This is a genomic window from Paenibacillus sp. y28, from assembly GCF_037137075.1.
Lineage (GTDB): Bacteria > Bacillota > Bacilli > Paenibacillales > NBRC-103111 > JBBBNV01.
This window is the reverse complement of record NZ_JBBBNV010000009.1, coordinates 1-22792: the sequence shown is the minus strand read 5'-3', so window position 1 is coordinate 22792 and position 22792 is coordinate 1. Positions and strand designations below refer to the sequence as shown.

At 55.9% G+C, this 22792-nt stretch carries 15 protein-coding genes and 1 pseudogene; 14 read left to right on the top strand and 2 right to left on the bottom strand.

From position 1 onward, the window contains the following. The first annotated feature begins 157 nt into the window (after positions 1-157). From WBG83_RS09410 to WBG83_RS09350, 13 genes are all read left to right on the top strand, one after another. Positions 158-1285 (top strand): PQQ-dependent sugar dehydrogenase, encoded by a 1128-nt coding sequence (locus WBG83_RS09410; RefSeq protein WP_336744753.1) that lies wholly within the window; start codon positions 158-160, stop codon positions 1283-1285. 437 nt (positions 1286-1722) lie between these two features. Continuing rightward, positions 1723-3570 (top strand): cache domain-containing sensor histidine kinase, encoded by a 1848-nt coding sequence (locus tag WBG83_RS09405; protein WP_336744752.1) that lies wholly within the window; start codon positions 1723-1725, stop codon positions 3568-3570. Between the two features lie 385 nt (positions 3571-3955). Continuing rightward, positions 3956-5293: an ABC transporter substrate-binding protein gene (locus WBG83_RS09400; RefSeq protein WP_336744751.1), complete on the top strand. Its 1338-nt coding sequence runs from the start codon at positions 3956-3958 to the stop codon at positions 5291-5293. An 87-nt stretch (positions 5294-5380) separates the two neighbouring features. Continuing rightward, positions 5381-6250, top strand: coding sequence for a carbohydrate ABC transporter permease (locus tag WBG83_RS09395; RefSeq protein ID WP_336744750.1), 870 nt, complete (start codon positions 5381-5383; stop codon positions 6248-6250). Continuing rightward, positions 6247-7071, top strand: coding sequence for a carbohydrate ABC transporter permease (locus tag WBG83_RS09390; protein WP_336744749.1), 825 nt, complete (start codon positions 6247-6249; stop codon positions 7069-7071). Before WBG83_RS09395 ends, WBG83_RS09390 begins: the two co-directional genes overlap by 4 nt. A 60-nt stretch (positions 7072-7131) precedes the next feature. Next, the gene (locus WBG83_RS09385) at positions 7132-8751 is read left to right on the top strand and encodes a response regulator transcription factor (RefSeq protein WP_336744748.1); all 1620 of its coding nucleotides are present in this window, start codon (positions 7132-7134) and stop codon (positions 8749-8751) included. 1 nt (position 8752) lies between these two features. Then, positions 8753-10486 carry a hypothetical protein gene (locus WBG83_RS09380; protein ID WP_336744747.1) on the top strand — a complete coding sequence of 578 codons (1734 nt, stop codon included), beginning with the start codon at positions 8753-8755 and terminating at the stop codon, positions 10484-10486. Between the two features lie 11 nt (positions 10487-10497). After that, positions 10498-11178 carry an aspartate/glutamate racemase family protein gene (locus WBG83_RS09375; RefSeq protein ID WP_336744746.1) on the top strand — a complete coding sequence of 227 codons (681 nt, stop codon included), beginning with the start codon at positions 10498-10500 and terminating at the stop codon, positions 11176-11178. 293 nt (positions 11179-11471) lie between these two features. Further along, positions 11472-12731 carry a ribulose-bisphosphate carboxylase large subunit family protein gene (locus WBG83_RS09370; protein WP_336744744.1) on the top strand — a complete coding sequence of 420 codons (1260 nt, stop codon included), beginning with the start codon at positions 11472-11474 and terminating at the stop codon, positions 12729-12731. Between the two features lie 5 nt (positions 12732-12736). After that, entirely contained in the window at positions 12737-14260 is a 1524-nt protein-coding gene (locus WBG83_RS09365) for a four-carbon acid sugar kinase family protein (RefSeq protein ID WP_336744742.1), read from the top strand. 189 nt (positions 14261-14449) lie between these two features. Then, on the top strand, positions 14450-15865 hold the full coding sequence (locus WBG83_RS09360; RefSeq protein WP_336744740.1) for an FAD-linked oxidase C-terminal domain-containing protein: 1416 nt from the start codon (positions 14450-14452) through the stop codon (positions 15863-15865). A gap of 268 nt (positions 15866-16133) precedes the next feature. Continuing rightward, positions 16134-17381, top strand: a complete 1248-nt coding sequence (locus WBG83_RS09355; RefSeq protein ID WP_336744874.1) for a (Fe-S)-binding protein — start codon at positions 16134-16136, stop codon at positions 17379-17381. 285 nt (positions 17382-17666) lie between these two features. Continuing rightward, a complete protein-coding gene (locus WBG83_RS09350; protein WP_336744738.1) occupies positions 17667-18608 on the top strand; it encodes a serine/threonine protein kinase in 942 nt (313 codons plus the stop codon). A 231-nt stretch (positions 18609-18839) separates the two neighbouring features. Here the strand turns inward: WBG83_RS09350 and WBG83_RS09345 are convergent. Then, a pseudogene (locus tag WBG83_RS09345) lies at positions 18840-19980 on the bottom strand (IS630 family transposase). Between the two features lie 202 nt (positions 19981-20182). On the opposite strand from WBG83_RS09345, the gene WBG83_RS22580 reads away from it, so the two are divergent. Further along, entirely contained in the window at positions 20183-20437 is a 255-nt protein-coding gene (locus WBG83_RS22580; protein WP_442955816.1) for an integrase core domain-containing protein, read from the top strand. Between the two features lie 249 nt (positions 20438-20686). On the opposite strand, the gene WBG83_RS09340 is transcribed toward WBG83_RS22580, so the two are convergent. Next, positions 20687-22792: S-layer homology domain-containing protein (locus WBG83_RS09340; protein ID WP_336744736.1), on the bottom strand; the 2106-nt coding region annotated here is incomplete at its 5' end.

The following is a 22792-nucleotide window of genomic DNA, read 5'->3' as shown; positions in this document are numbered from 1 at the left end:
CGCGGCAGCGGAGATCGGGGTTCTTTGTCGTCATCCTGGAGTCGTCCCCGCCTTGCAGCCGATATGGAGACAGTCCCCGCATTTTTTAGAACGGGGCGAATTTGTTTATAATGGTACTAACAAGGAGCCCGAAGGGCTGACGAGGAGGGGAAGCAGGATGACAAAAAACTGGAGGCGGGCTGCCGTCTGCCTGCAGCTTGCCGCGGTGCTTGCGGCGGCGGCTGGCTGCCGGCAGGAAGAAAGCCTGTTTAAGGGCGGAAGCGGGAGCGGTTCCGGCCATGAACAATCACTGTCCGCAGGGAGCAAGGCGGAGCTGAATCAGGCCGCTTTTACCGTTTTGGCGGAGAAGCTTCGGGTGCCGTGGGGGATTCAATTTCACGGGGATACGATTTATATCAGCGAACGGGAAGGCAATATTGTTGCCGTACAGGACATGCAGATGACACGTCTGCCGGTGAAGCTGAGCAAGGCTGTTTTTGCGCAAGGGGAAGGCGGTTTTCTCGGTTTGGTGCTGGCGCCGGATTTTGCATCCTCCGGGCAGGCTTACGCCTATCATACGTACCGGGAGAACGGGAACGTGCTCAATCGGGTCGTCCTGCTGAAGAAGCAGGGAGACAGCTGGAGCGAGGCGGGAGCGCTTCTTGAGGACATTCCCGGCTCTGTCACGCATAACGGGGGGCGGCTGGCGATTGGCCCGGACCGGCAGCTGTATATCACGACGGGGGATGCCGGAAAGGAGCAGCTGGCGCAGGATTTGAGCAGCACTGCCGGCAAAATACTGCGGATGACCCTGGACGGCCAAATTCCCGCCGACAATCCGTTTCCGAATTCGCTCGTCTATTCATACGGGCACCGCAACCCGCAGGGGCTGGCCTGGAACAGCAAGGGGGCGCTGTACAGCTCGGAGCACGGGCCTTCGGGCACTCCGGGCGGCCATGATGAGATGAACCGCATTGAGCCCGGGAAAAATTACGGCTGGCCGGTCATCATCGGCGACCAGGAGCACCCGGACATGGTTAAGCCGCTGTATCACTCCGGCGAGACGGCGATCGCGCCCTCCGGCATCACGTTTGCCGGTGATAGCAAGCTGCTGGTCTCCGCGCTCCGCGGCCAGCGGCTGTTCATGCTCGATACGGACACGCACAAGCTGACGGCCGTGCTGGAGAAGGGGGGGCGGCTGCGGGATGTCCAGATTCATGAAGGACGCACCTACGTCATCACGAACAATACCGATGGCCGGGGCACGCCTTCAGAGCAGGACGACCGGCTGCTGCTGCTGAAATAATTAGGACGAGCGCCCCGACTTGGCGGACCAGCCCCAATAACATGGTTTGACATGATGAGCACTGCTTCTCACAGATATGGCTGTGAAGAGAAGCAGTGCTTTTATTGAATTCCGAAGGATTGAAGCCGCGGCAGCGGCTTTCCGGAAGGCCTCTATAGCTTCAAATAAAGCTGTCCTTCCAGTTTAAACGGCGGGATTCCCCAGATAGCGGTGTGCTTCTTTCAGCCTGCACAGCTTCAGCGTTCGGCATGGCATCTGAATCACGATGGTCCTTGTATCAGCCTTCCGGGAAGGCATGAGTACGCGAGCCGCCTGTGCCCGGGAGGATTTGGAACAGCTTTTGGAACAGCAGGGGAGAAGGATTATGCCCGGCCGCGGAGAAGTTACACTGATGATAGCGTTTTCTACTTTGGGAATGAATGGCAGGAGGTACGCCCATGCTGTCGGTAAAACAGAACATCCGGGCCGCGATTGGCGAGCTCGGCGCCAGATTTTCTAGCATTCGTACGGTGCTGATCCTCAGCTATACCGTCATTATTTTGCTGTGCGTTGCACTGGTGGGAGCCATCTCCTTCTATATTTCGTATCAGACGATGGCCGAGCGGATTGAGGCAGCCGGTCTGCAAATCGTGAAGCAAATTGAGCAAAGCATGGATAACGATTTCCAAAGCAAGCGCGGACGCCTGCTGGCCCCATACTACGATTCGGAGTACATTAGCGGAATTAACGGCTATGCGGCAATGAGCGATCAGGAGAAATTCCAGTTCCGGCAAAAGCTTGGGGACCTGTTTCTCCGCGGCTTCAATATCACGCCCATCCGGGATTTCACCCGGTTCCAAATTTATTACAGCAGCGGAGAGCTGCTCTATGCATCCGATAACCGGAATCCGTGGACGGCTGATGAGGTGCGGCAGTCGGACTGGTTTCTTCGTACGGTGGGGAAGGACGGGCTTGTTTATTTCCAGGGACCGCTATCCGGCGGACGGGCATACAGGGATGAAGCGGCCTACGCCTCATCGATTCTGATTCGGGATTTTGCCAATCCGCTGCATTTCATTATCGTGCGGGCGGAGTATACCGACGATTTGTTCGATCAAATCGGACAGCGGGAAAGCTTATCGCCGAGCAGCCGGTTTGTCATTTTAAATGAACGCGGCGAGCAGGTTTTCTCTTCCCGGAGCGATTCGTCCGGCGAGCTGTCCGCGGGCATATTTCAGCGGCTGGACGGGGCGTCCGGCAGCTTTTGGGAAACAAACGGCGGCCGGAGCGAATTCGTGTCGTACACGGAGTCCGGCTATTCCGGCTGGAAGGTGCTGCTGATTATGCCGCGGGATGAAATCTTCGGTCCTCTCGATCAAATCAAGACCGCTACGCTGGTCACCGCGCTGGCTGCGTTTGTCGTCACGTTCCTGATTTCCGTGCTGTTCGGGCGCAGAATTACAAGGCCGATTCTGGATTTGTACAAGACGGTCAACCGGATTAAACGAGGCGATTTCTCCATTCGGGTCGATATCCGGAGAAGGGATGAGATTGGCCGCATTGCGATGAATTTCAACGATATGCAGGATGAGCTGCAAACGCTGATCGAGACCAAATATGTTTACCAAATCAAGCTGCAGCAAGCGGAGCTGGCGATGCTGTATTCTCAAATCAATCCGCATTTCCTGTACAACACGCTGGACAGCATCAAGGCGATGGCGGATTACTACGAGGTCGGACAAATTGGCGAAATGTCGCAGTCGCTGGCCGATATGTTCCGGTACAACACCCGCAGCGGGGACGAGGTGGTCACACTGCGCGAGGAGCTTGAGCAAATTAACGCTTATATGAATATCCAAGGCATCCGGTTTGAGGATAAAATCCGCTGCGAGCAGATAATAGATGAGGAGCTGGCTGATTATCCGCTGTTAAAAATGACCCTTCAGCCGCTTGTGGAGAATGCCGTCTACCATGGCGGGGAACGGAAGCGGGGACCGACTCTGATACAGGTTATCGCGCGGCGGGAAGGGCACCGGGTGCTGCTGACGGTTCGTGATGACGGGGCGGGGATGACCGAGGCGCGGCTCGACGAGGTGCGCCAGATGCTCCAGGAGCGGCTTTACCGGGAGAGTGAGCCGCCTCGGCAAGCCAGACGCGGCATCGGTGTCCGCAATGTGTACGCCCGGTACGCGATTCGGCTGGGCGAGCAATTCGATCTGCTGCTGGAGAGCCGGGAAGGGCGCGGCACCAGCGTGACGCTCCGGTTTGAGCGGCCGGTTAAGCCTTCGGAAGGAGCTGCGGACTGAACGGGAAAGATGACCTGTCGGGGTGAACTTCTTTCCTGATTCTAGTGATAAGTAAGGCGGCGTAAAAAACCGGCTGTCAACCAAGGCAGGCCTCGGGGCGGATAATCGGAAGGCAGGCGGAATCCGGGAAGCATGACCAGCGCCAACGTTGACCGCCGTCATGGGACGGCACACCGATTGGCGGGACCGGAGCGATGCCTGGCGGAGGTCGGAATTTTCAACATTGGAAGTCGGAATCGTGAATGTGTCTGGTGAAACCGATTTCATATAATAAGAATGTAAGCGATTTCAATAAATGGCTTCAACGGATTTCCCATTTCATGAGAGAACGTCAAGGAGGGTACATGAAATGAAACAAAAAATGAAACAAAGGATGAGACAAAAGATGAAACCGGTTTTCCTGATGCTGGCCTTCTGTCTGGCGGTTATGGGGCTTGCAGGCTGCAGCGGCGGCGCGTCGACAGATGCCGGGACTCCGGCCGCGGGAGGGCAGGGCTCTCCAGGTCCGGCCAAGGCAAAGGAGCCTGTCACGCTGACCTTCGTGCTTCCGAATACGGTGGATTCCGCGCCGTTTACCAAAATTTTTGAAGCATACCAGAAGCAGACGGGCAACAAGGTGGAGTTGCAGGCGCTGCCGGGGGCGGATTACGACAATATGATGAAAACCCGGTTCTCGACGGGCGATTTTCCCGACCTGTTCCTGATGCAGCCGGGTACCAAGCAGAACGTCAAGCTGCGTGCGGAAGAGACTCTGCATGAATGGTCCGGGGATACTGCGGTGTGGGATCGGATTATTCCTTCCATGAAGCAGTTCCAAACGACAACTGCCGGCAAAATTTACGGCGTGCCCTTCGGCGCTACCGGCATGATGGGCGTCTATTACAACAAGGACGTTTTCCAAAAAGCCGGTGTCCAGCCTCCGAAAAACTATGCCGATTTGCTTGAGATCGCTAAGAAAATTAAAGCCGCAGGCGTCACACCGTTTTATGAGAGTGTGAAGGACGGCTGGCCGCCGCAGGTGTTTTACCTGACAGGATGGGTGACGAACGTCGATCCGGCCATTGGTGATGAGGGCGTTCAGAAGCTGGAGGCCAATAAGCTGAATCTGGCTGACATTCCTCAGGTCAGAGATTTGTTCGTCAAGCAGAAGGAGCTGCGGGACTTGGGCCTGATGCAGAACAATGTTATGGCAGGCACCTATGACGAGCTGCAAAATCTGATGGGCGAAGGCAAGGTCGCGATGGCCTTCATGCTGGATGGCATCATTCCGCAGCTGGAGAAGAAATTCGGCAAGCCGTTCGTCGCGGAGCATATCGGCTTCTTCCCGTTCCCTTCGGCCAGCGATGAAGGCATCGCTGCGATTACGCCGCCGAACCAGCTGATGATCCCGGAGAAGGCCAAACACGCTAAAGATGCGATTGACCTATTGAAATACATGATTTCTGCGGATATGGTGAACTTGTACTATCAAAACGCGCCAGGCATTCCGATCTTCAAGGATGCCAAGAGCGAGCTGTACCCGGTTCAGAAGCAGGTGCAAGCGCTGATTGATGCCGGGAAGGCCAAAGTCAATATTCAAAACCGCCTGACCCCTACCTTTTCGGATTTCCAGAAAACGCTGCAAACCTTCTTTATTAACGGAAATGTCGACGCTGCCCTGAAGGAATTTGATGCAGGGTATAAAAAAGACGGCAAATCCAAGCGTTTAACCGGTTTCGAATAACATGCTTCTGCCGCAGACACGGCCGGGACGGGAATTCTCCCGAATCCGGCCGGGCTGCGCAGTGTATACAAGGAAGGAGGGGCAGGCGTGGGCAAACAAAGGTACCCGCTTTATTTTTCGTTTCCGGCGCTGGCGGTGTTTCTGCTGTTCTTTATAACCCCGACCTTAATTGGGTTTTATTACAGCTTTACCGATTGGAACATTAACGCCCCGGATATCCGGTTTGTCGGATTTGCTAACTATGTGGAGCTGTTTCAGGAGCCGCGGCTTACAACAGCGCTGTCCAATACGCTCATTTTTGCGGCGGCGGTCACAGTGCTGCAAAATGTTTGCGGTCTCGCTCTGGCCTTGGTGCTAAATGAGGCTCTGAAGCTGCGCAACCTGCTAAGGATGGTGTTTTTTCTTCCTTATGTGATTGCGCCAATTGTTATCGGGTACATTTTCCGGGCGATTTATCATCCGGAGCACGGCATTGTGAATGAGCTGCTGCGTGCTGTCGGGCTGGGCAGCCTGGCGCAGGACTGGCTCAATGACCCGGCCTACGCCCTGTTTTCGATTATCGCCACGGACATTTGGCGGGTGGCGGGGTTTGCGATGGTTGTCTATTTGGCCGGCTTGCAGTTCATTCCGAAGGATCTGACCGAAAGCGCCTCCATTGACGGCGCCACCTACTGGAACCGCTTCCGCCACATCGTGTTTCCGCTGCTGGCGCCTGCGTTTACCGTAAATGTGCTGCTGTCGATGATCGGCTCCATGAAAGTATTTGAAATGGTTATGGTACTGACTGAGGGCGGACCGGGTTATACGACGGAAGTGTTCTTCACGTATATCCGCAGCATGTTCAGCTCCGGCGAGTTCGGTTACGCTACAGCGGTCAATGTGGTCTTGTTCGTGCTCGTCACGCTTGTCGGCGTGCCTGTCTTGATGGGCATGAAGCGCAGGGAGGTGGAGATGTGAGCCGGAAAAAACGTGCTGTGCTTCTTGCTCTGGAGCTTGTCGCCGTATGCTGCGCGCTGGTCATTCTCATTCCGTTCGTCATGATCCTGATTAATTCGTTCAAGGATATCCGGGAATCGGCCTTGTTCGGCCTGTCGCTTCCGTCGGAGTGGCACTTCAGCAATTACAAGGATATTTTCGGGCAGGCCCATATTCTGAGGGGGTTTGCGAACAGCTTTTTAATCTCCGGCCTGGTGGTCATTTGTGTGAATTTGTTCGCCTCTATGGCGGCGTTCATTATTCAGCGCCGGGACAGCAAGCTGCTGCGGGGCGTGTACTTCCTGTTCATTATGGGGTTAATCGTTCCGGTTTCTATTGTGCCTACGATTGAACTGATGGGGCTGCTCCATATTCGCGGCACTTACCTTAGTCTGGTGATGTATTATACCGCCGTGCTGCTCCCGTTCTCGGTGTTTCTGCTGGTCGGGTTTATGAAATCGATTCCGCGGGAGCTGGATGAGGCCGCGCTGATGGAGGGCTGCAGCTACTTCCGCCTGTTCGTGCAAATGATTCTTCCGCTGCTCATGACCGTGCTTGTGACAGTGACCATCGTTGTGATGGTGTCGGTATGGAACGACTTTTTCGGTCCGTTCTACTTAATGACCGACAGTACGAAGTGGACCATTGTGCTGCAAATATTCAATTTCGTGACGATGTACAGCACGAACTGGGGCGTTGTTTTTGCCTTCATGATTGTTGTTATTGCCCCTGTGCTGCTTGTATATTTGCTGCTGCAAAAATATATTATTGAAGGCTTGACGGCGGGCTCGCTGAAGGGCTGAGCGATGCAAAAGCAACGGCTCCGTCACCTGCAGCCATTACACACACGGGAGGTCGCGTCCATGCGGAAGGTTGTCATTGTGGATGACGAGAAGTGGATTCGCCGGGGAATTATTCAATCGATTCCATGGGAACGCTACAATCTCGTGCTTGCGGGGGAAGCCGGGGACGGCCAGGAGGCATATGAGCTGGTGATGGCGCTGCAGCCGGATTTGCTGTTTATGGACATGCGGATGCCAGAGGTGGACGGCAAGGCTTTGCTGGCCCTGCTGCATCAAGCTGCGCCGGATCTGCTCAAGGTGGTGGTCAGCGGGTATTCCGATTTCGAATACACGAAGGAGGCCATCCGGCATAAGGCGTTCGATTACCTGCTTAAGCCGGTGAAGAAGGAAGAGCTTGCGGCAGTGCTGGACAAAGCCGTCGCCGAGCTGGACCGGCGGGATGCAGAGCGGGAGGCTCCGGCTGAGGGCGGCAGGGAAGCGCTGCTTCATCGGCTGCTGTTTCAGGAGGAGACGGCAGAGCAGCCGCTTCCGGCGGCGTGGCTTCCATCCGGCGGCAGCTCCACCGTGCAGCTGGCGGTGCTGGCCGGGCAGCCGGACGTATACCGGGACGCCTTTGACCATCGTGCTCTGGCGGCTCCTGTTCTAGAAGCGCTTCAGCGCAGCAGGCCGTTCCTGTTCGGCGGGCGCTGGGAGGCCGGGATCACGTCGGCGCCCGGCCCTTCCCGGGAAATCGTCGTCATGGTTACAGGGGAGCGGCTCATACCGGAGCATTTGCTGAAGCTGGGGCAGCAGCTGCAAACGGCCTTGAAGCAGGCAGCCGGAGTGAGCTTCAGTCTCGGGGCAAGCAGCATTCTCATGGCGGTCGGAAGCCGGGAGATGTCCGGCGCTATCCGGTCGGCGTATGCCGAGGGCAAGCAGGCTTTGAAGCAGAAAAGGCTGCTGGAGCAGGGGGTTATCCGGACTGCCGGGAAGGACCCCGGCTGTCCTTCTCCTGTTTATCCGCAGGAGCTGGAGGATGCTTTCTTGTTAGCGCTACAGCTGGGAAGCCGGACGGCGGCCGCCTCGAATTTCGAGCGGCTGTTTGCCGCATTCAGCGGGGAGTCCGCGTCTGTGGAGCACATGCAGCGAAGCGCCGCAATGCTTCTTCATGCCATAGAGAAGCAGCTGCAAACCGGCGGAATTGGGCTGGAGGAGGCGTGCGGCAAGCCGGTGCTGGCCTATGCCGAGATGATTAGCTGCCGAAGCGATGCGGCTTCAGTGAAGGCTTTGTTCGAAAGCGTTATTATCCCCGGCGCGCTGGCAAGCGCGGCAAGCACCGGCAGCTTGGGGGAAAAGCATGGCGAGAAGGTTGTCCGGGAGGTGCAGAAGCTGGTTGAAGCTCATTACGATCAGCCGCTTACGCTGCATCAGATCGCGGCCGGTTATTTTATGAATACCGATTATTTGAGCCGCTTGTTCAAAAAAATGACGGGCCATAATTTCGTCGATTATTTAACCGATTACCGGATTAGCAAATCCAAAGAGCTTATGAAGCACTCTGCCTATAAAAACTACGAAATTGCGCAAAAGGTCGGCTATGAGGATTACCGGTATTTCAGCCAAATTTTTAAAAAGAAAACAGGTCTCACTATTGGCCAGTACCGGCTTGCCGTACAACGCAGTGAAGAAAGGATGTTATGACATGGACAACCAAACGAAAAAGCTTATTCCCGATACCCTGATGCTGGAGGAGCGCGCTGGACACGCCATTAACGCCATGATTGGCATGGCGGACGAGGATTATAACGGCATTCCGTTTTTTGCTGCGGATTTGATGCACAAGCCTGCTTTTATGACGCACGGCGACTGGGACTACGGCTCCTCGCACGGCCGGATGATCGACGGTCTTATTCTGGCCCGGCACATGTCGGGCGAGGAGTACGGCAAGGAGGTTGAGGAGAAGTACCGGGAAAACCTGCTGTCCTTTTTCAAGGAGGACGGAATGAGCTATCGTCAGTTGAATCCGGTACACCGCTGGGATACGAACGCGAATCTGATCGACCAGCGCGCGGTGATTCTTTCCTTAACGACCTGGTATTTGGATACCGGCGATCTGAAGGTGAAGGAAGCCGCGGATCGTCATGTAGCTGCGCTCAAGCGGATCGCGATTAAGGAGCGGGATATCTGGTATTATCCGGCTTCCGAATATAAAGAGGGCGGATGGCCGTCCAGCAACGGAGTTCAACTGCGTCTTGCCCCGGACCCGGCCGCCTTCTGCGGGCGCCTGGTGATGCCGCTTCTGAAATATCATGAGCTGACGGGCAATCCGGATGCGCTGGAGCTGTGCGAGTTTTTCACCGCGCTGATTATGGAACGCAGCGGCGTCTTCAACCCGGACGGCAGCTTTAACGATTCTCTGGCCTACCGGAGCGGACATTTCCATACCCGCCTTGGCACGCTGGATGCAATCGCGCGTTTTGGCATGTTTACAGGAAATGCCGCAACCATCGCTTGGGTGAAGAAAAGCTATGACTGGGCTTTGACCAAGTGCACGGCCTTCGGCTGGACGCCCGGCGACCTGCATGAGCAGGCTTACGAGCATGAAACGTGCTCGCTGGTGGACCTCATCGCAACAGGCATCTCGCTGGCGAAGAGCGGATATGTGGAGTACTGGGGGATCGTGGAGCGGTTCCTGCGCAACCATCTCACCGAATCGCAGCTGCTGGATTTGAGCTGGGTGGAGGAGAGCGACAGCAAGTCCGGCGACATTCCGGCAAGCAAAACCTTCTTCAAGGTAGCGCAGCGCTCGAAGGGCGCTTTCGCCGGCTATTCGGCTCCGAACGACTTCGTCTGTGACGTCATCGAGGGCCGCGGGCATACGAGCGATTTGCAAATTTGCTGCCTGGGCTCCGGCACGCGCGGCTTGTTCATGGGCTGGAGCAACACGGTCACGGAGAAGGACGGCACCGTGAGTGTCAACTTCCTGCTGAACCGGGGCTCCAAATGGCTGGATGTGAGCAGCTATTTGCCGCATGAGGGCAAGGTGGTCATCGATGTGCATCAGGATGTAAAACGGCTTCAGGTCCGGATTCCGGAGTGGGCGGGCTTCACCAAAATCCAGTATGTGCGTGAGCTGGACGGCCAGGTTACCGAAGGGAACGGACGTGAGCCAAGCCGCTGGGTCAATAAGCATTTCCTCTTGCTTGGCGAAGCGAAGGCAGGGGAACAAATTACGATCACCTTCCCCATCAGCCACCGCAAAACGATTGAAAATGCGGTAGGCCAAACGTTTGAAACAATATGGCGCGGGGATGATGTAGTCGGCATTAGTCCGGAAGGAACGAAAAAGCCGCTGTACAGCGGCCGCAAGGTATATGATCAGGCTCCGATGCGCGAGGGCAGCTACCGCCGGCCGGAGAAAGAAATCGTATGGTAGGAGGCGGAAACATGAAAACGGTTGTTGCTGTTTATACCGGCCAGGGGCTGGCCGACCCGCTTAAGGCGGTTTTTCAAGAGGTGCTGCCGGGCTGCAGGCTCGTCAATATTATCGACGACAGCCTGATCGGGGATGTCGTTAAAGCAGGGCAGGTGCCGCCTGGCGTGGCGCGCCGCCTGATTCAGTATTTCCATCATGCCGAGGAGCTTGGCGCGGATGTTATTTTGAACACCTGCTCTTCCGTAGGAGAAGTGGCGGATGCTGCACGGGGCTTCATCGGCGTGCCGATTGTCAAAATTGACGAGGCGATGGCAGCCAAAGCGGCGATTGGCTATGACCGGATTGCCGTGCTGGCGACGCTGCCTTCTACGCTGGAGCCAACGATGCGTCTGGTCCAAAAGCAGGCGGATTTGGCCGGCCGGCAAGTCACGCTGGTGAACGGTCTTGCGGAAGGCGCATTTGACGCGCTGGTCGGCGGCAAGCCGGAGGAGCATGACCGCATCCTGCTGGAAACGGCCAAGCGTGCGGCCAGCGATGCTGATGTCATCGTGCTGGCGCAGGGATCCATGGCCCGGATGGAAAGCAAGCTGCGCGAGGAGACCGGCAAGCCGGTGCTGTCTTCGCCGCGTCTTGGCGTAGAGGCCGTAAAGGCCGCACTGGAGCTTGCGGCGGAGCAAGGGCATACGGCATAGGGCAGGCTGATGGCCTGTAACCGGGAGCGGCACGGCCGCAAGTGCGTGCTGTGAGGCGCTGTGCGGTGCGGACAGTCCGGAGGATATCCGGTTCCGGCTGACGTTCATGCGTTCGAAATTCAGAAAGAGCGGACTGTTTAAATTTTATAGAACGGTGAAAAAAACCGGAGGCAGGGCTGGAGTGGAGCGGCGATCGGCGCTTCATTCCAGCCTTATCCCTACCGAATGCCGGAGAAGACTCTCGTAACCTCGGGAGGACAATATATGCAAGTGAAGCAGAGGGGAGAAGCACCATGCAGCAAGAACGAGTAATCGCCACTTATTTGGCGGAAACGCCGTATTCCTTGGAGCGTGCGGCTGCTGTTATAGCCGGAGAACAGTCTACCGGGACCTTTACGGCAGTGCCTGGGGAGACAGATGAGCTGAAGGAGCGCTACGGGGCGATTGTAGAGTCTATTGAGCCCCTGGAGGAGCTGGATACACCGACTCTTCCCGGCTCGAAGCCCCCGGCGGGACATGACGGCCGTTTCCGGCGCGGATTGATTAAGGTATCGTTTCCGCTGCATAATTTCGGGCCTTCGATCCCGAATTTGCTGTCCGCTGTGGCGGGGAATCTGTATGAGCTGCAGGAGCTGTCCGGGCTGCGCCTGATGGACCTGGATCTGCCAGAGGCTTTTGCCGCCCGTTATCCGGGCCCCAAATTTGGCATTGAAGGCACTCGCAGGCTGACGGGCGTCTACGATCGGCCGATTCTCGGCACCATCGTCAAGCCCAGCATCGGGCTGACGCCGGAGCAGCTGTCCGCACTGGTGGAGCGGCTGGCGCTGGCCGGAATGGATTTTATCAAGGATGACGAGTTAAACGGAAATCCGCCGTTCGCCCCGCTGGAGCACAAGGTCAAGGCGGTTATGGAGGCTGTAGAGCGGGCTGCGGACGCCACCGGCAAAAAGCTGATGTACGCCTTTAACATTACGGGCGATATTGATGAGCTGCAGCGCAATCATGACCTGGTCGTGAAGGCAGGAGGAACCTGCGTCATGGTCAGTGTGATGAGCGTCGGTCTGGCCGGATTGGCGCATCTGAACACTTACAGCGAGGTGCCGATTCACGGCCATCGGAATCAGTGGGGGATGCTGACACGCTGCCCGGGGCTGGGGCTTGAATTTACCGCCTACCAAAAGCTGTGCCGTCTGGCTGGGGCTGATCAGCTTCATGTCAACGGGCTAAACAGCAAATTCTACGAAAGTAACGCCTCCGTCACCCGCTCGATTGAGGCATGCACGACCCCGCTTTGGGGCGGTTATCAGACGATGCCGGTTGTTTCTTCCATGCAGTGGGCGGGCTCGGCGCCGGCGACTTATGCAGCTGCCGGATCGGTGGATGTCATGCATTTGGCGGGAGGCGGCATGCTTGCCCATCCTGATGGGGCGACCGCAGGCTTCGAGAGCATGAAGCTGGGCTGGGAGGCGGCAGTTCAGGGCATCCCGCTTGAGGTATACGCTGCGAGTCACCCTGTGCTGCAGCGGGCGATTGAGAAGTTCGGGAAGGACTGAGCGGAATGAATGGAAGTCAACCAGGCCTGGGGGCGTACAGCGGAACCGGAGAAGCGGTTTCCGGCTTGTCCGCTCCCTTGGAGAAAGCACATGGACAGGAGCAGGATTCGTCCCGGCCCGGAAGGCTGCTGTGTTACTACGGGGACGATTTCACCGGGTCGACGGATGTGCTGGAATCGCTGTTCCGTGCCGGGCTGAAGACGGTTTTATTCCTGTCGCCACCGTCCGCAGAGCTGCTGCAGGAGCGTTTTGCCACTGTTCGCTGCTTCGGGGTGGCCGGAGTGGGCCGTTCGCTGACGCCGGATCAGATGGAGCAGGAGCTGCGGCCGGTGCTGGAAACGCTGAAGACCGCAGGGGCTGCGGTTGTTCATTATAAGGTATGCTCTACCTTCGACTCCTCCCCGGAGACGGGAAGCATCGGCAAAGCGGCGGAGATCGGACGGGACGTGTTTGGAGGCGGGCGTTATACTCCGCTGCTGGCAGGTGTCCCGTATTTGCGCCGGTATACGGTGTTCGGGCATCATTTTGCGGCTGCCGGAGGGGAAGCTGTGTTCCGGCTGGATCGCCATCCGACGATGTCACGGCACCCTGTAACGCCTATGGCCGAGTCGGATCTGCGGGAGCATCTGCGGAAGCAAACGGAGCTGCCGGTCTCTCTGCTGGATATCGTCGCGCTTGACGGTGCTTATGAAGGGGTTCGCGGACGGCTGGAGCAGCTGCTGCAAGCAGAACGGTCCAAGCTGGTGCTGTTTGATGTGCTGGACGAGCGGCGGCTGGAAACAGCCGGCCGGTTAATCTGGGAGGAAGCACAGCAGGAGGCAGCTGCCGGGAACAGCTTGTTCGTTGTCGGTTCTTCCGGCGTCGAGTACGCGCTGGCTTCCTGGTGGAAAACGTCGGGCTTACTGAACGAAGCCGCAGACGCTGGTGCGGATGGACCGTCCGTAGGCGAGGAGGACCGGCTGCTTACGGTTTCCGGCAGCTGCTCGCCGGTGACCGAGCGGCAAATCCAGGCGGCGCTGCGGGCCGGTCATGCGGGTATCCGTGTTCCGGCGGATCAGCTTTTGCAGCCCGAAACCTCTGAAGCCGCCCATGCTCAGGTGAAGGCAGAGGCGCTGTGCCTGCTGCAAAGCGGCCGCAGTGTCGTGCTGTATACAGCCTCCGGTCCGCAGGATGAGAGCATCGGGCGCATTCGCAGCATCCTGGCGGCCCAAGGCTGCAAGCCGGAGGAAAGCGGCCGCCTGCTTGGCGGAGCGCTTGGCCGTCTGACCCGGGAGCTGGTGCGGGCTGCAGGCCTGCGGCGGATTGTCATTGCCGGAGGCGATACGTCGGGCTACATTACCCGGGAGCTGGGTGTCTACGCCTTGTCCTGCAAGGCAGCGCTGGACCCGGGAGCGCCGTTGTGCGAGGCGTATTCCGAAGACCTGCCGTTTGACGGCCTGGAGCTGGTGCTCAAGGGCGGGCAAGTGGGCGGCGAGCATTTCTTCGAGAAGGTCCGGCTTGGCGGCAAAGCAGAGCCGGTTCAAAATTAATCACTGACAGCGCGCGCCATGCCGGTGCGCGCTGTCAGCGCTGGAAACGGCGGCACGGGCTGAATAACGGCCGGAGATCCGGCCTGTTTGACTGACCGGGGGCAGCTGTTTTTCATCCATTCATTCAAAATTCGGTGGATAGAGCAAACACCGCTTAAACTAAGAAACTACAGCCAGGAGGTGCGCACAGTGCTGTCTGAAGCCGTGAAGCACGATTTGCGCCACATTGTCGGCGACGCATTTTTCAAGGATGATATGAATTCGCTTATTACCCACTCCTATGATGGAACACCGATGCTCCAGGCGCTGCCGGATGCGGTGGTTTACCCGGAGAATACCCGGCAGGTTGCGGCCGTTATGAAGCGTCTGGCTGAAGACGGAATCCCGGTCATCAGCCGCGGATCAGGCACGAACCTGTGCGGCGGTACGGTGCCCCTGCAGGGGGGCGTTGTGATGGTGATGCATAGAATGAACCAGATCCTGGAGTTCGATCTGGAGAACTTAACGGCGACGGTTCAACCGGGACTGATTACGAAGGAGTTTATTACAAAGGTGGAGGAGCTGGGCTTATTTTATCCCCCGGATCCCAGCTCGATGTCCATTTCAACGATTGGCGGCAACATTGCCGAATGCTCGGGCGGCCTGCGCGGATTGAAGTACGGTACAACCAAGGATTATGTGATCGGCCTGGAGGCCGTGCTGCCAAACGGCGAGATTATCCGGACCGGCGGCAAGCTGATGAAGGATGTCGCAGGCTATGACCTGACGAAGCTGCTGGTCGGCTCGGAGGGAACGCTGGCCATCATTACTGAGGCTACGCTGAAGCTGATTCCCCCGCCCCGGTACAAAAAAACGATGCTCGCCATGTACAAGGATTTGTACGGAGCGGCGCGTACGGTGTCCAAAATCATTGAGCAGCGTATTATACCGGCTACCCTGGAGTTTCTGGACAACCCGACGATTCGTGTTGTTGACGATTTCGCCAAGCTGGGCCTGCCGCTGGATATGAACGCGATTCTGCTGATCGAGCAGGACGGGGAACAGGAGACGGTGGAGCGGGATATCGCCCGGATCGAAGCGATTTGTCTGGCTGAGCAGGCCGACCGCGTCTCGGTGGCGGCAAGTGAGGAAGAAGCGTTAAAGCTGCTGACGGCACGCCGCAGCGCTTTTACTGCGCTGGCCCGGCTGCGGCCGACTACGATTCTGGAGGATGCCACGGTGCCGCGGTCCAAAATCGCGGAAATGGTACTTGAAATTAACCGGATTGCCCAAAAATACGAGGTGCAAATTTGCACCTTCGGCCATGCCGGTGACGGTAATCTGCACCCGACGGCGACAACTGACGCACGGAATCATGAAGAAATCCACCGCGTGGAGGAGGCGTTCGCCGAAATTTTCGAGGCGGCGATTCGGCTCGGGGGCACGATTACCGGCGAGCATGGGGTCGGCGCGGTGAAGGCTCCTTATTTGGAATGGAAGGTGGGCCGTGCCGGAATCGATGTCATGCGGGCCATCAAGCAATCGTTTGACCCGCACAATCTGCTGAACCCCGGCAAGCTGTTTGCCAAGGAAACCCGGAAAAGGCGGGTGATTGACCGTGGCTGAAGCTGGACGGCAAGCTGTACAACCGCAACCTGCGGCTGGCAACCAGGAGCACAATCGCACCGGGGAAGCCATAACAGGAGCCCGGCCTGCCGGGACTAGCCACATGGCAGGAAGCCAAGCAGCTCTTACGGGCGCCGGCATTCCGTCTTCCTTGACTGCTCCGTCTCCATCCGGGGGAATACAATCCGCTCCCGCTGCCCTATCTCCTTATCAGCCGCTGACCGAGAAGCTGGCTGCCCGGCTTGATTATGAGCAGCTGACCAATTGTATGCGCTGCGGCTTTTGCCTGCCAGCCTGTCCGACCTTTCGGGAGACGGGAGTGGAGCAGGAATCGCCGCGCGGGCGAATTTCACTAATGAAGGCTGCTGTAGACGGGCTCATGGAGCCGAATCATGATTTTGAAGAACAAATGAATCATTGCTTGGGCTGCCGTGCTTGCGAGCCGGTTTGTCCTGCGGGCGTTCAGTACGGCCATCTCATCGAGCAAACCCGGGATGCGCTGGAGGATCATACCCAAACGCATCGTCCATGGATACGGGCGGTCCGGCGGATTGCCTTCCAGCAGCTGTTCCCTTATCAGCAGCGGATGCGGCTCCTGGGCGGGGCACTGCGACTGGCGCAGAAATGGAAGCTGAATCAGGCGGCGCGCAAAACCGGGCTGATGAAGCTTTTTCCGCCTCATCTGCAGGCGATGGAGCGGATTATGCCGGAAGCGTCCTATCAAGGGGTTATCGGCCTAATTGGCGAGAGGCATCCGGCCAAAGGGGAGAAGATCGCGACGGTAGGCTTGTTCCGGGGCTGTATTATGGACGTGCTGTTTGCCGGGACGAATGTGAATACGGTCAAGCTGCTGACGGAGGCGGGCTTTGAGGTCGTTATCCCGCCGGATCAAAACTGCTGCGGCGCGCTGCATGCTCACAGCGGCGAGGCAGAGCAGGCCAGAGGGCTCGCACGGCGCAATATTCAAGTATTCCAGGCGGCTGGAGTAGATTATATTGCTTCCAATGCAGGCGGCTGCGGCGCCAGCATGGTCGAGTACGGCCATCTGCTGCATGAGGACCCCGACTGGAAGGAAGGGGCGGAATGGTTTGCCTCACGGGTGTTCGACATCTCGGACCTGCTGGTGCGCTTCGGACGGGCGCTGCAATTTTCCGGCTCCGCGGTCCGTATTACGTATCAGGATTCCTGCCATCTCCGCAACGTCATGCGATCTTCGGATGCGCCGCGCCGACTGATGAAGCAGGTAGAGGGGGCCGTTTTTACCGAAATGAAGGAAGCGGATCGCTGCTGCGGCTCGGCGGGGATTTATAATTTGACCCAGCCGGACATGGCAGGCCAAATTCTGGACCATAAGATGGCGCATGTACAAGCGGCCGCGCCGGATTGTCTGCTGACCAGCAATCCCGGCTGCCTGCTGCAAATGAAGCTGGGAATCGACAAGCACGATGCTGCAGGCACGATGCAGGCTGGTCATGTGGTGGACTTCCTGGCGGAGCGCCTGGTTCCGGCGAAATGAGAGATGAGGTATACAAAGGCCACCCTGCGGGACTGCCGCCCGCAGGGTGGCCTTTTGTGCAGACGGCCGGCCAGTCTCATGCCACACCGTCCTATGATCGTTGGAAAGCATGAAATCCAAGGGGCCCCCGACCTTTGTCCTGGTTGTGGGAAATACTGAGCATTTTCTACTATCTTGTCCAAAATCCATGCCGCCGGTGAAGGAACATGATAAAATACAGTCGTCGACAGGATAAAAGGGAAACAAACCGTTGAAATATCCGATGAAAGGCTGTTGAGGAGAGCAATGCGAAGAAGGCCTGAACAGAAGCCTGAGCTGGAGTATGCGTTAAGAAGAAATACGGTGCTGAACGGCGAATATAAGCTGAAGCACGTCATTTCCTCCAGTGAGCTGTCAATCGTTTATTTGGCGACCGGAAAAGACGGCCGGAAGGTGGCGGTCAAGGAGTTTTTTCCGTGCCAGCTGGCGCTGCGCGATACAGACCGTACCTCCGTTATTTGCCGTCAGCCGTCTCTGAAGGGCAAGTATGAAGAGCTGCTGCAGGCTTTTATGCGCGAGGTGATGATTGTAAAATCATTGGCTCATCCGAGCATAGCCGCCTATGTCGGACACGTGGAAGCGAATCATACCTGTTATTTCGTTACTGATTACTGCTACGGCCGCCGGCTGGATGAGCTTGACTCGTGGTCCCATCCGGACGTTGCCGCCGATTTTTTTGAAAACATCGTGCTCCCGCTTATGGATGCGCTCCGCTACATTCACAGCCAAGGCGTCCTGCACCGGGATATTAAGCCGGCGAATATCATTATCGGGAAGGATGGCAGCCCGAAGCTGATCGACTTTGGATCGGCTGTGTATTTCGAGCGGGAGAAGCGCCACGCTATTTTCACATCCACAGGGTACTCGCCGCTCGAGTTTTATTCGGAGCGGTCCAGACAGGGGGTCCACTCGGACGTATACAGTCTGGCTGCCACATTGTATTATTACTGCTGCGGGCAAGCGCCGCTGGATGTATCGCGCCGGCTGTTCGAGGACCATCTGCCGCCCGTCAGACAGCACAACAAATCCGTGTCGCCGCTTCTAGCCTGGATGATCCGGTGGGGGCTGGCTGTGCGCCAGGAGCGCCGGTGCGGCTCCGTCAAGCTGCTGCAAACGGCGGTTCAGCTCGAATGCCGGAAGCTGCGGCTTCAGGCCCGATTTGTCCGAAATCGCGGAAGCTCACGGTAAATAGCCGGGGCCGGGCGTTAAGAGCCGGCTGTCCGCCCAGGCAGGGCATTGCGCTTTTTTGAATCCTGCCTGGCCTGCCGAAAAAAGAAGACCCTTCAACGCCGCAGCAGCGGCGTTGGAGGGTCTCTTTTCTAGTATAGGCATGGTTCACTGCTGTCATATTCCGGATAGGACTTAACGTTCCCGGGTTTATAATAAACCTCTCGCCGCAAACTCTTTACTAGTATCGAATCAACTTTTAAATTGTGGATAAAGCCGCTTTAGCTTAATTCGAGCATCGGCTGTTGTGAATTGCCAATCCACGCCTTTCTGACGCTCGTTTCGAGCGCATTCCTATGCGGACAGTTCGCGTGCCAATTCAGGAATGGAGGGGATGCGTCGTCCCAAGCATTGGCTGGTCATCACACTGAGCTCAATCTCTGCGATATTTAGCCAGCTTCCATGTTTGGGTGTGTAGTGGATTTCCAGTCGCTTCGCCAAGCGTCTGGCGGTTTCAGGCTCAAAAGCCTGATAGAGCGAGGCAATGGAATGTGTGTTTAGATTGTCCATGACCAATTTTATCTTTGGCGCATTTGGATAATGGACGTCCAGCAATTCGCGAACTTGCTCTGCCCAGTCGATACGGGTTCGTTGCTCCCGTACCGCAACATGCCGCCAACCTGCCAAGGGTTCTGTAAAGACAAAGATGCTGCACGTTCCGTGTCGAACGTATTCGCTATCTTCCCGACGAGGCTTGGCTGCCTTCATCGGAATCGGTTCGCGAGCTTCATCCAACAGTTGGTACGGCTTCTCATCCATGCAGATCACCGGACAATCGGCGTCGTAAGGTAATTGATAAACGTCCAGCACATCTTCCATGGCGGCAACAAACGCCGCGTTTTGCTCAGGTGGGATACACCAACATTTACGAAGATGAGGTTTAAGTTCGTTTTTTTAAGACCTTCCGGACGGTCTCATGGGAAATGCTGTCGATGTAGTTCAATTCAACCGCTCGGTCGGCGAGTAAATCCAACGTCCAGCGACTTCTTCCAACCGGTGGTGCGCTGCAACTGAGCGCGATGATTTTTGCCTCAACATCGCCTGTCACCTTTGGCGCTACAGGTGGTGTGAGTCGTTTCTTTCGACCGATTGCACTGTCCCACCCTTGATCAGCAAACGCTTTTCGAACATTATACACGGTGTTGACGTGGACCTGCAGACGCTCGGCGATCTCTACTTCTTTCAAGCAGCCGCCTGGCCTGTTTTCATCGGCAGCCAGAAGGATCTGAGCGCGACGGATCGATCGGGCCGCAGCTTTGCCTTTGGATATGAATGCACGCAATTGCTCGCGTTCTTCAGTCGTTAAGCGAACAGGGTATTGGATAGGACGCATGTATGAAAACCTCTTTTTAGCACTACTATACCAGATCTATCCAATCTATACAATTAGGGTTGAGAGAGTACTAGTACAAATCACGCAGGAAGCGCTTATGAAGCGTCGGCTCTTTGATAAAGAGAATAAGCCTGTCATTCGCTCAGACAACGGTCCACAATTTATTAGCCATTTATTCGAAGAGGCTTGAAACCGCTTCGAGATGATTCATGAGCGCATTCCGCCAAAAACGCCGAATAAGAACGCCCATATCGAATCATATCATTCGATCATCGAACAAGAGTGTTACCAGCGGCATGAATTCGAGACTTATCAACAGGCGTATATAATCGTGAGCGACTTTATTCAGGATTACAATCGGATCCGCATTCATGGCAGCATCTACGATCTATCCCCGTACGAATACATGGATGCCATTAAACAAGGAACTATCAAGGCTAAGACGATAAAAGTCTGAAAATTGTGCCAAATACTTATTAAAATACTCATTCGGCAGTAAATCGAAGCATTTACGAGTAAATCTAAGCGCTATATTGAATAAGCGGTGCAGTGTCCACCATAAGGGTGTTTAACCGGCCGGAACTGTGCGTGCCCCATCTGATGGCGTTATATTGAACGCTTCACTTGAGCCAATTTTTTTCGATAGAGAACACAAAGAACCTGCCATTCACATAAAGGCAGGTTCTTTGTGTTTATTCCTGTAGTCTTATATCAAATGTGACTTTTGAAGCAGTCTTTTGACGATGACCGCAACTTCCGCCCTTGTGATATGCTCTTCCGGCTCCAGCAAATTTCCCTCTTTACCGGACACAAGTCCAGCCTTGACGCAGGCTGCGATATATTCCTTCGCCCAAGAGGAAGCTTGCTGCCAATCACCGAAGACTGATAGTGAGAAATCCGCTTCAGTTTCGGCAACCCCGGATTTGAGTCCCGTAATGTTCATTGCTCTTGCGATCATGACCATGGCCTGCTCACGAGTAATTTTGTCCATGGGTCCGTATTCTCCATCCCCGTATCCCGAAACAATTGCATATTCCGCGGCTGTTTGGATATAGGGGCTATACCACTCCGAAGAGCTTACATCGGTAAATGGACTGTTTCCGGTTCCCGGCTTCAAGCCTAAGGCTCTTACGACAATAGTCGCAAATTCAGCACGGGTGATATCTCTGTCAGGCTCATATAAGTCATTGCCTACTCCAGTGACTACCATCCTGGAACCCATGTCGTTGATCGCTTCTTTTGCCCAATGGTTGGCGGCATCCATATATTCTTGAGGATGCCAAACAACGGAATAAGTACTGTTGGTTAAGCTGTTGATGATTGCGTAATATTTTCCGTCGATGGACGTTACTTTGGTCGGAACATGCCTTACCGTCCCGTCAGGATCCACAACAATACCAGTAGTGATCTTGTTAGGGTCGACTCCGTCAGGTATCAGTACGGTTCTTTCTACGTAAACACTGAACTTAGTCATTTCCGTGCTTTTCCCGTTGCTGCTGACAGTTACGCTGAAGTCCATAGGCGGAGCCACAATAGCGAATTCGCCTTTTTGGGCAGAGCTTTCTACAATCTTAACTGTTTCAGCGGGAGATTTTGCAATTTCCACTTGCAGCTTAATGTCCTTCAGTTCGACGTTCTGGCCCAGGAGTGCCGAGATAGCCGCAAGATCAAGCTGCTGTGACGGCAACGAATAGCTGGCGCTTTCTGTTCGAAGCTGCAAAACCGCGGTTTTATCCTGCAAGTTTTTCACCATTTGTCCATTCAACTCTCCGATTATTACATCGGATTGTGTGTTGACGGGTATGGTAACCACTGCGTTTTTGTCTTCCTGAGACAGCCTTTGCTCAAGCTTGGCCTGGTCTACAGCAATGGTTGTGACCGTTCTTTCACCGTCTTTTGTGGTAGTTGCCTTACCTGCATTTTCAGACTTACCGTTAACAAGAACGATTACACCGGTCTCCGCTGGTGTCGTTGGTTCAGTAGAAGCTGAAGGAGTACTACCTCCAGATCTACTGGACTGCTTGTACGGAGTTACTGAATTGGAGGGATCTGAAGCTGCACTGTTTCCGGCGGCATTCACTGCAGTGACTGTAAAGGTATAGGTTGTACCGTTGGTCAAGCCGGTTACCGTGATGGTGGTTCCCGTACCCGTAACCGTGATATTGCCGGGGCTTGCGGTTACCGCATAGCCTGTTACCGGACTTCCTCCATTATCGGCAGGGGCAGTAAAGGTAACGGTTGCCTGCCCATCCCTTGCAAAAGCATTTACGTTTGTAGGAGATCCGGGCACATTCAGAGGCATTGCGCTGACCTCTGCAGAATTCGGACTGTCAACACCATTGTTCGTTGCTTGAATAACAAAATAGTAGGTAATGCCATTAACAAGTCCGGTAGATTCATAGCTGTAAACAGCAGCTGCTACTGTTGCGAGTGGATCGCTATATACTCCTGATACAACAGATTGATAAATTTTATATCCGGTGGCCCCGGCTACCGGGTTCCAGTTTAATGTAACCTTAGCGTTTCCAATAGTTGCCGTTACTCCTGACGGCACATTAGATTCAGCCGCGTTCACGGTGAAGCTCAGGCTCACCGTCTGGGACACGCCATTATCTCCGGTAATCGTCAGGGTGTCCGTGTAGGTGTCAGCGGTCAGGCCGGTCTTCGGGCGGACGCTCACCGTAGCCGTGCCGCCTGCGTTGATGCTGGTCGCCGACAACGCCGTGCTGATCTCGTAATCCGTGCCGCCCAATGCCGCTGCCAACCCGGTAATCGTTCCGGTGCCGGTGTTGGTGATGGTAATCTCCTGCGC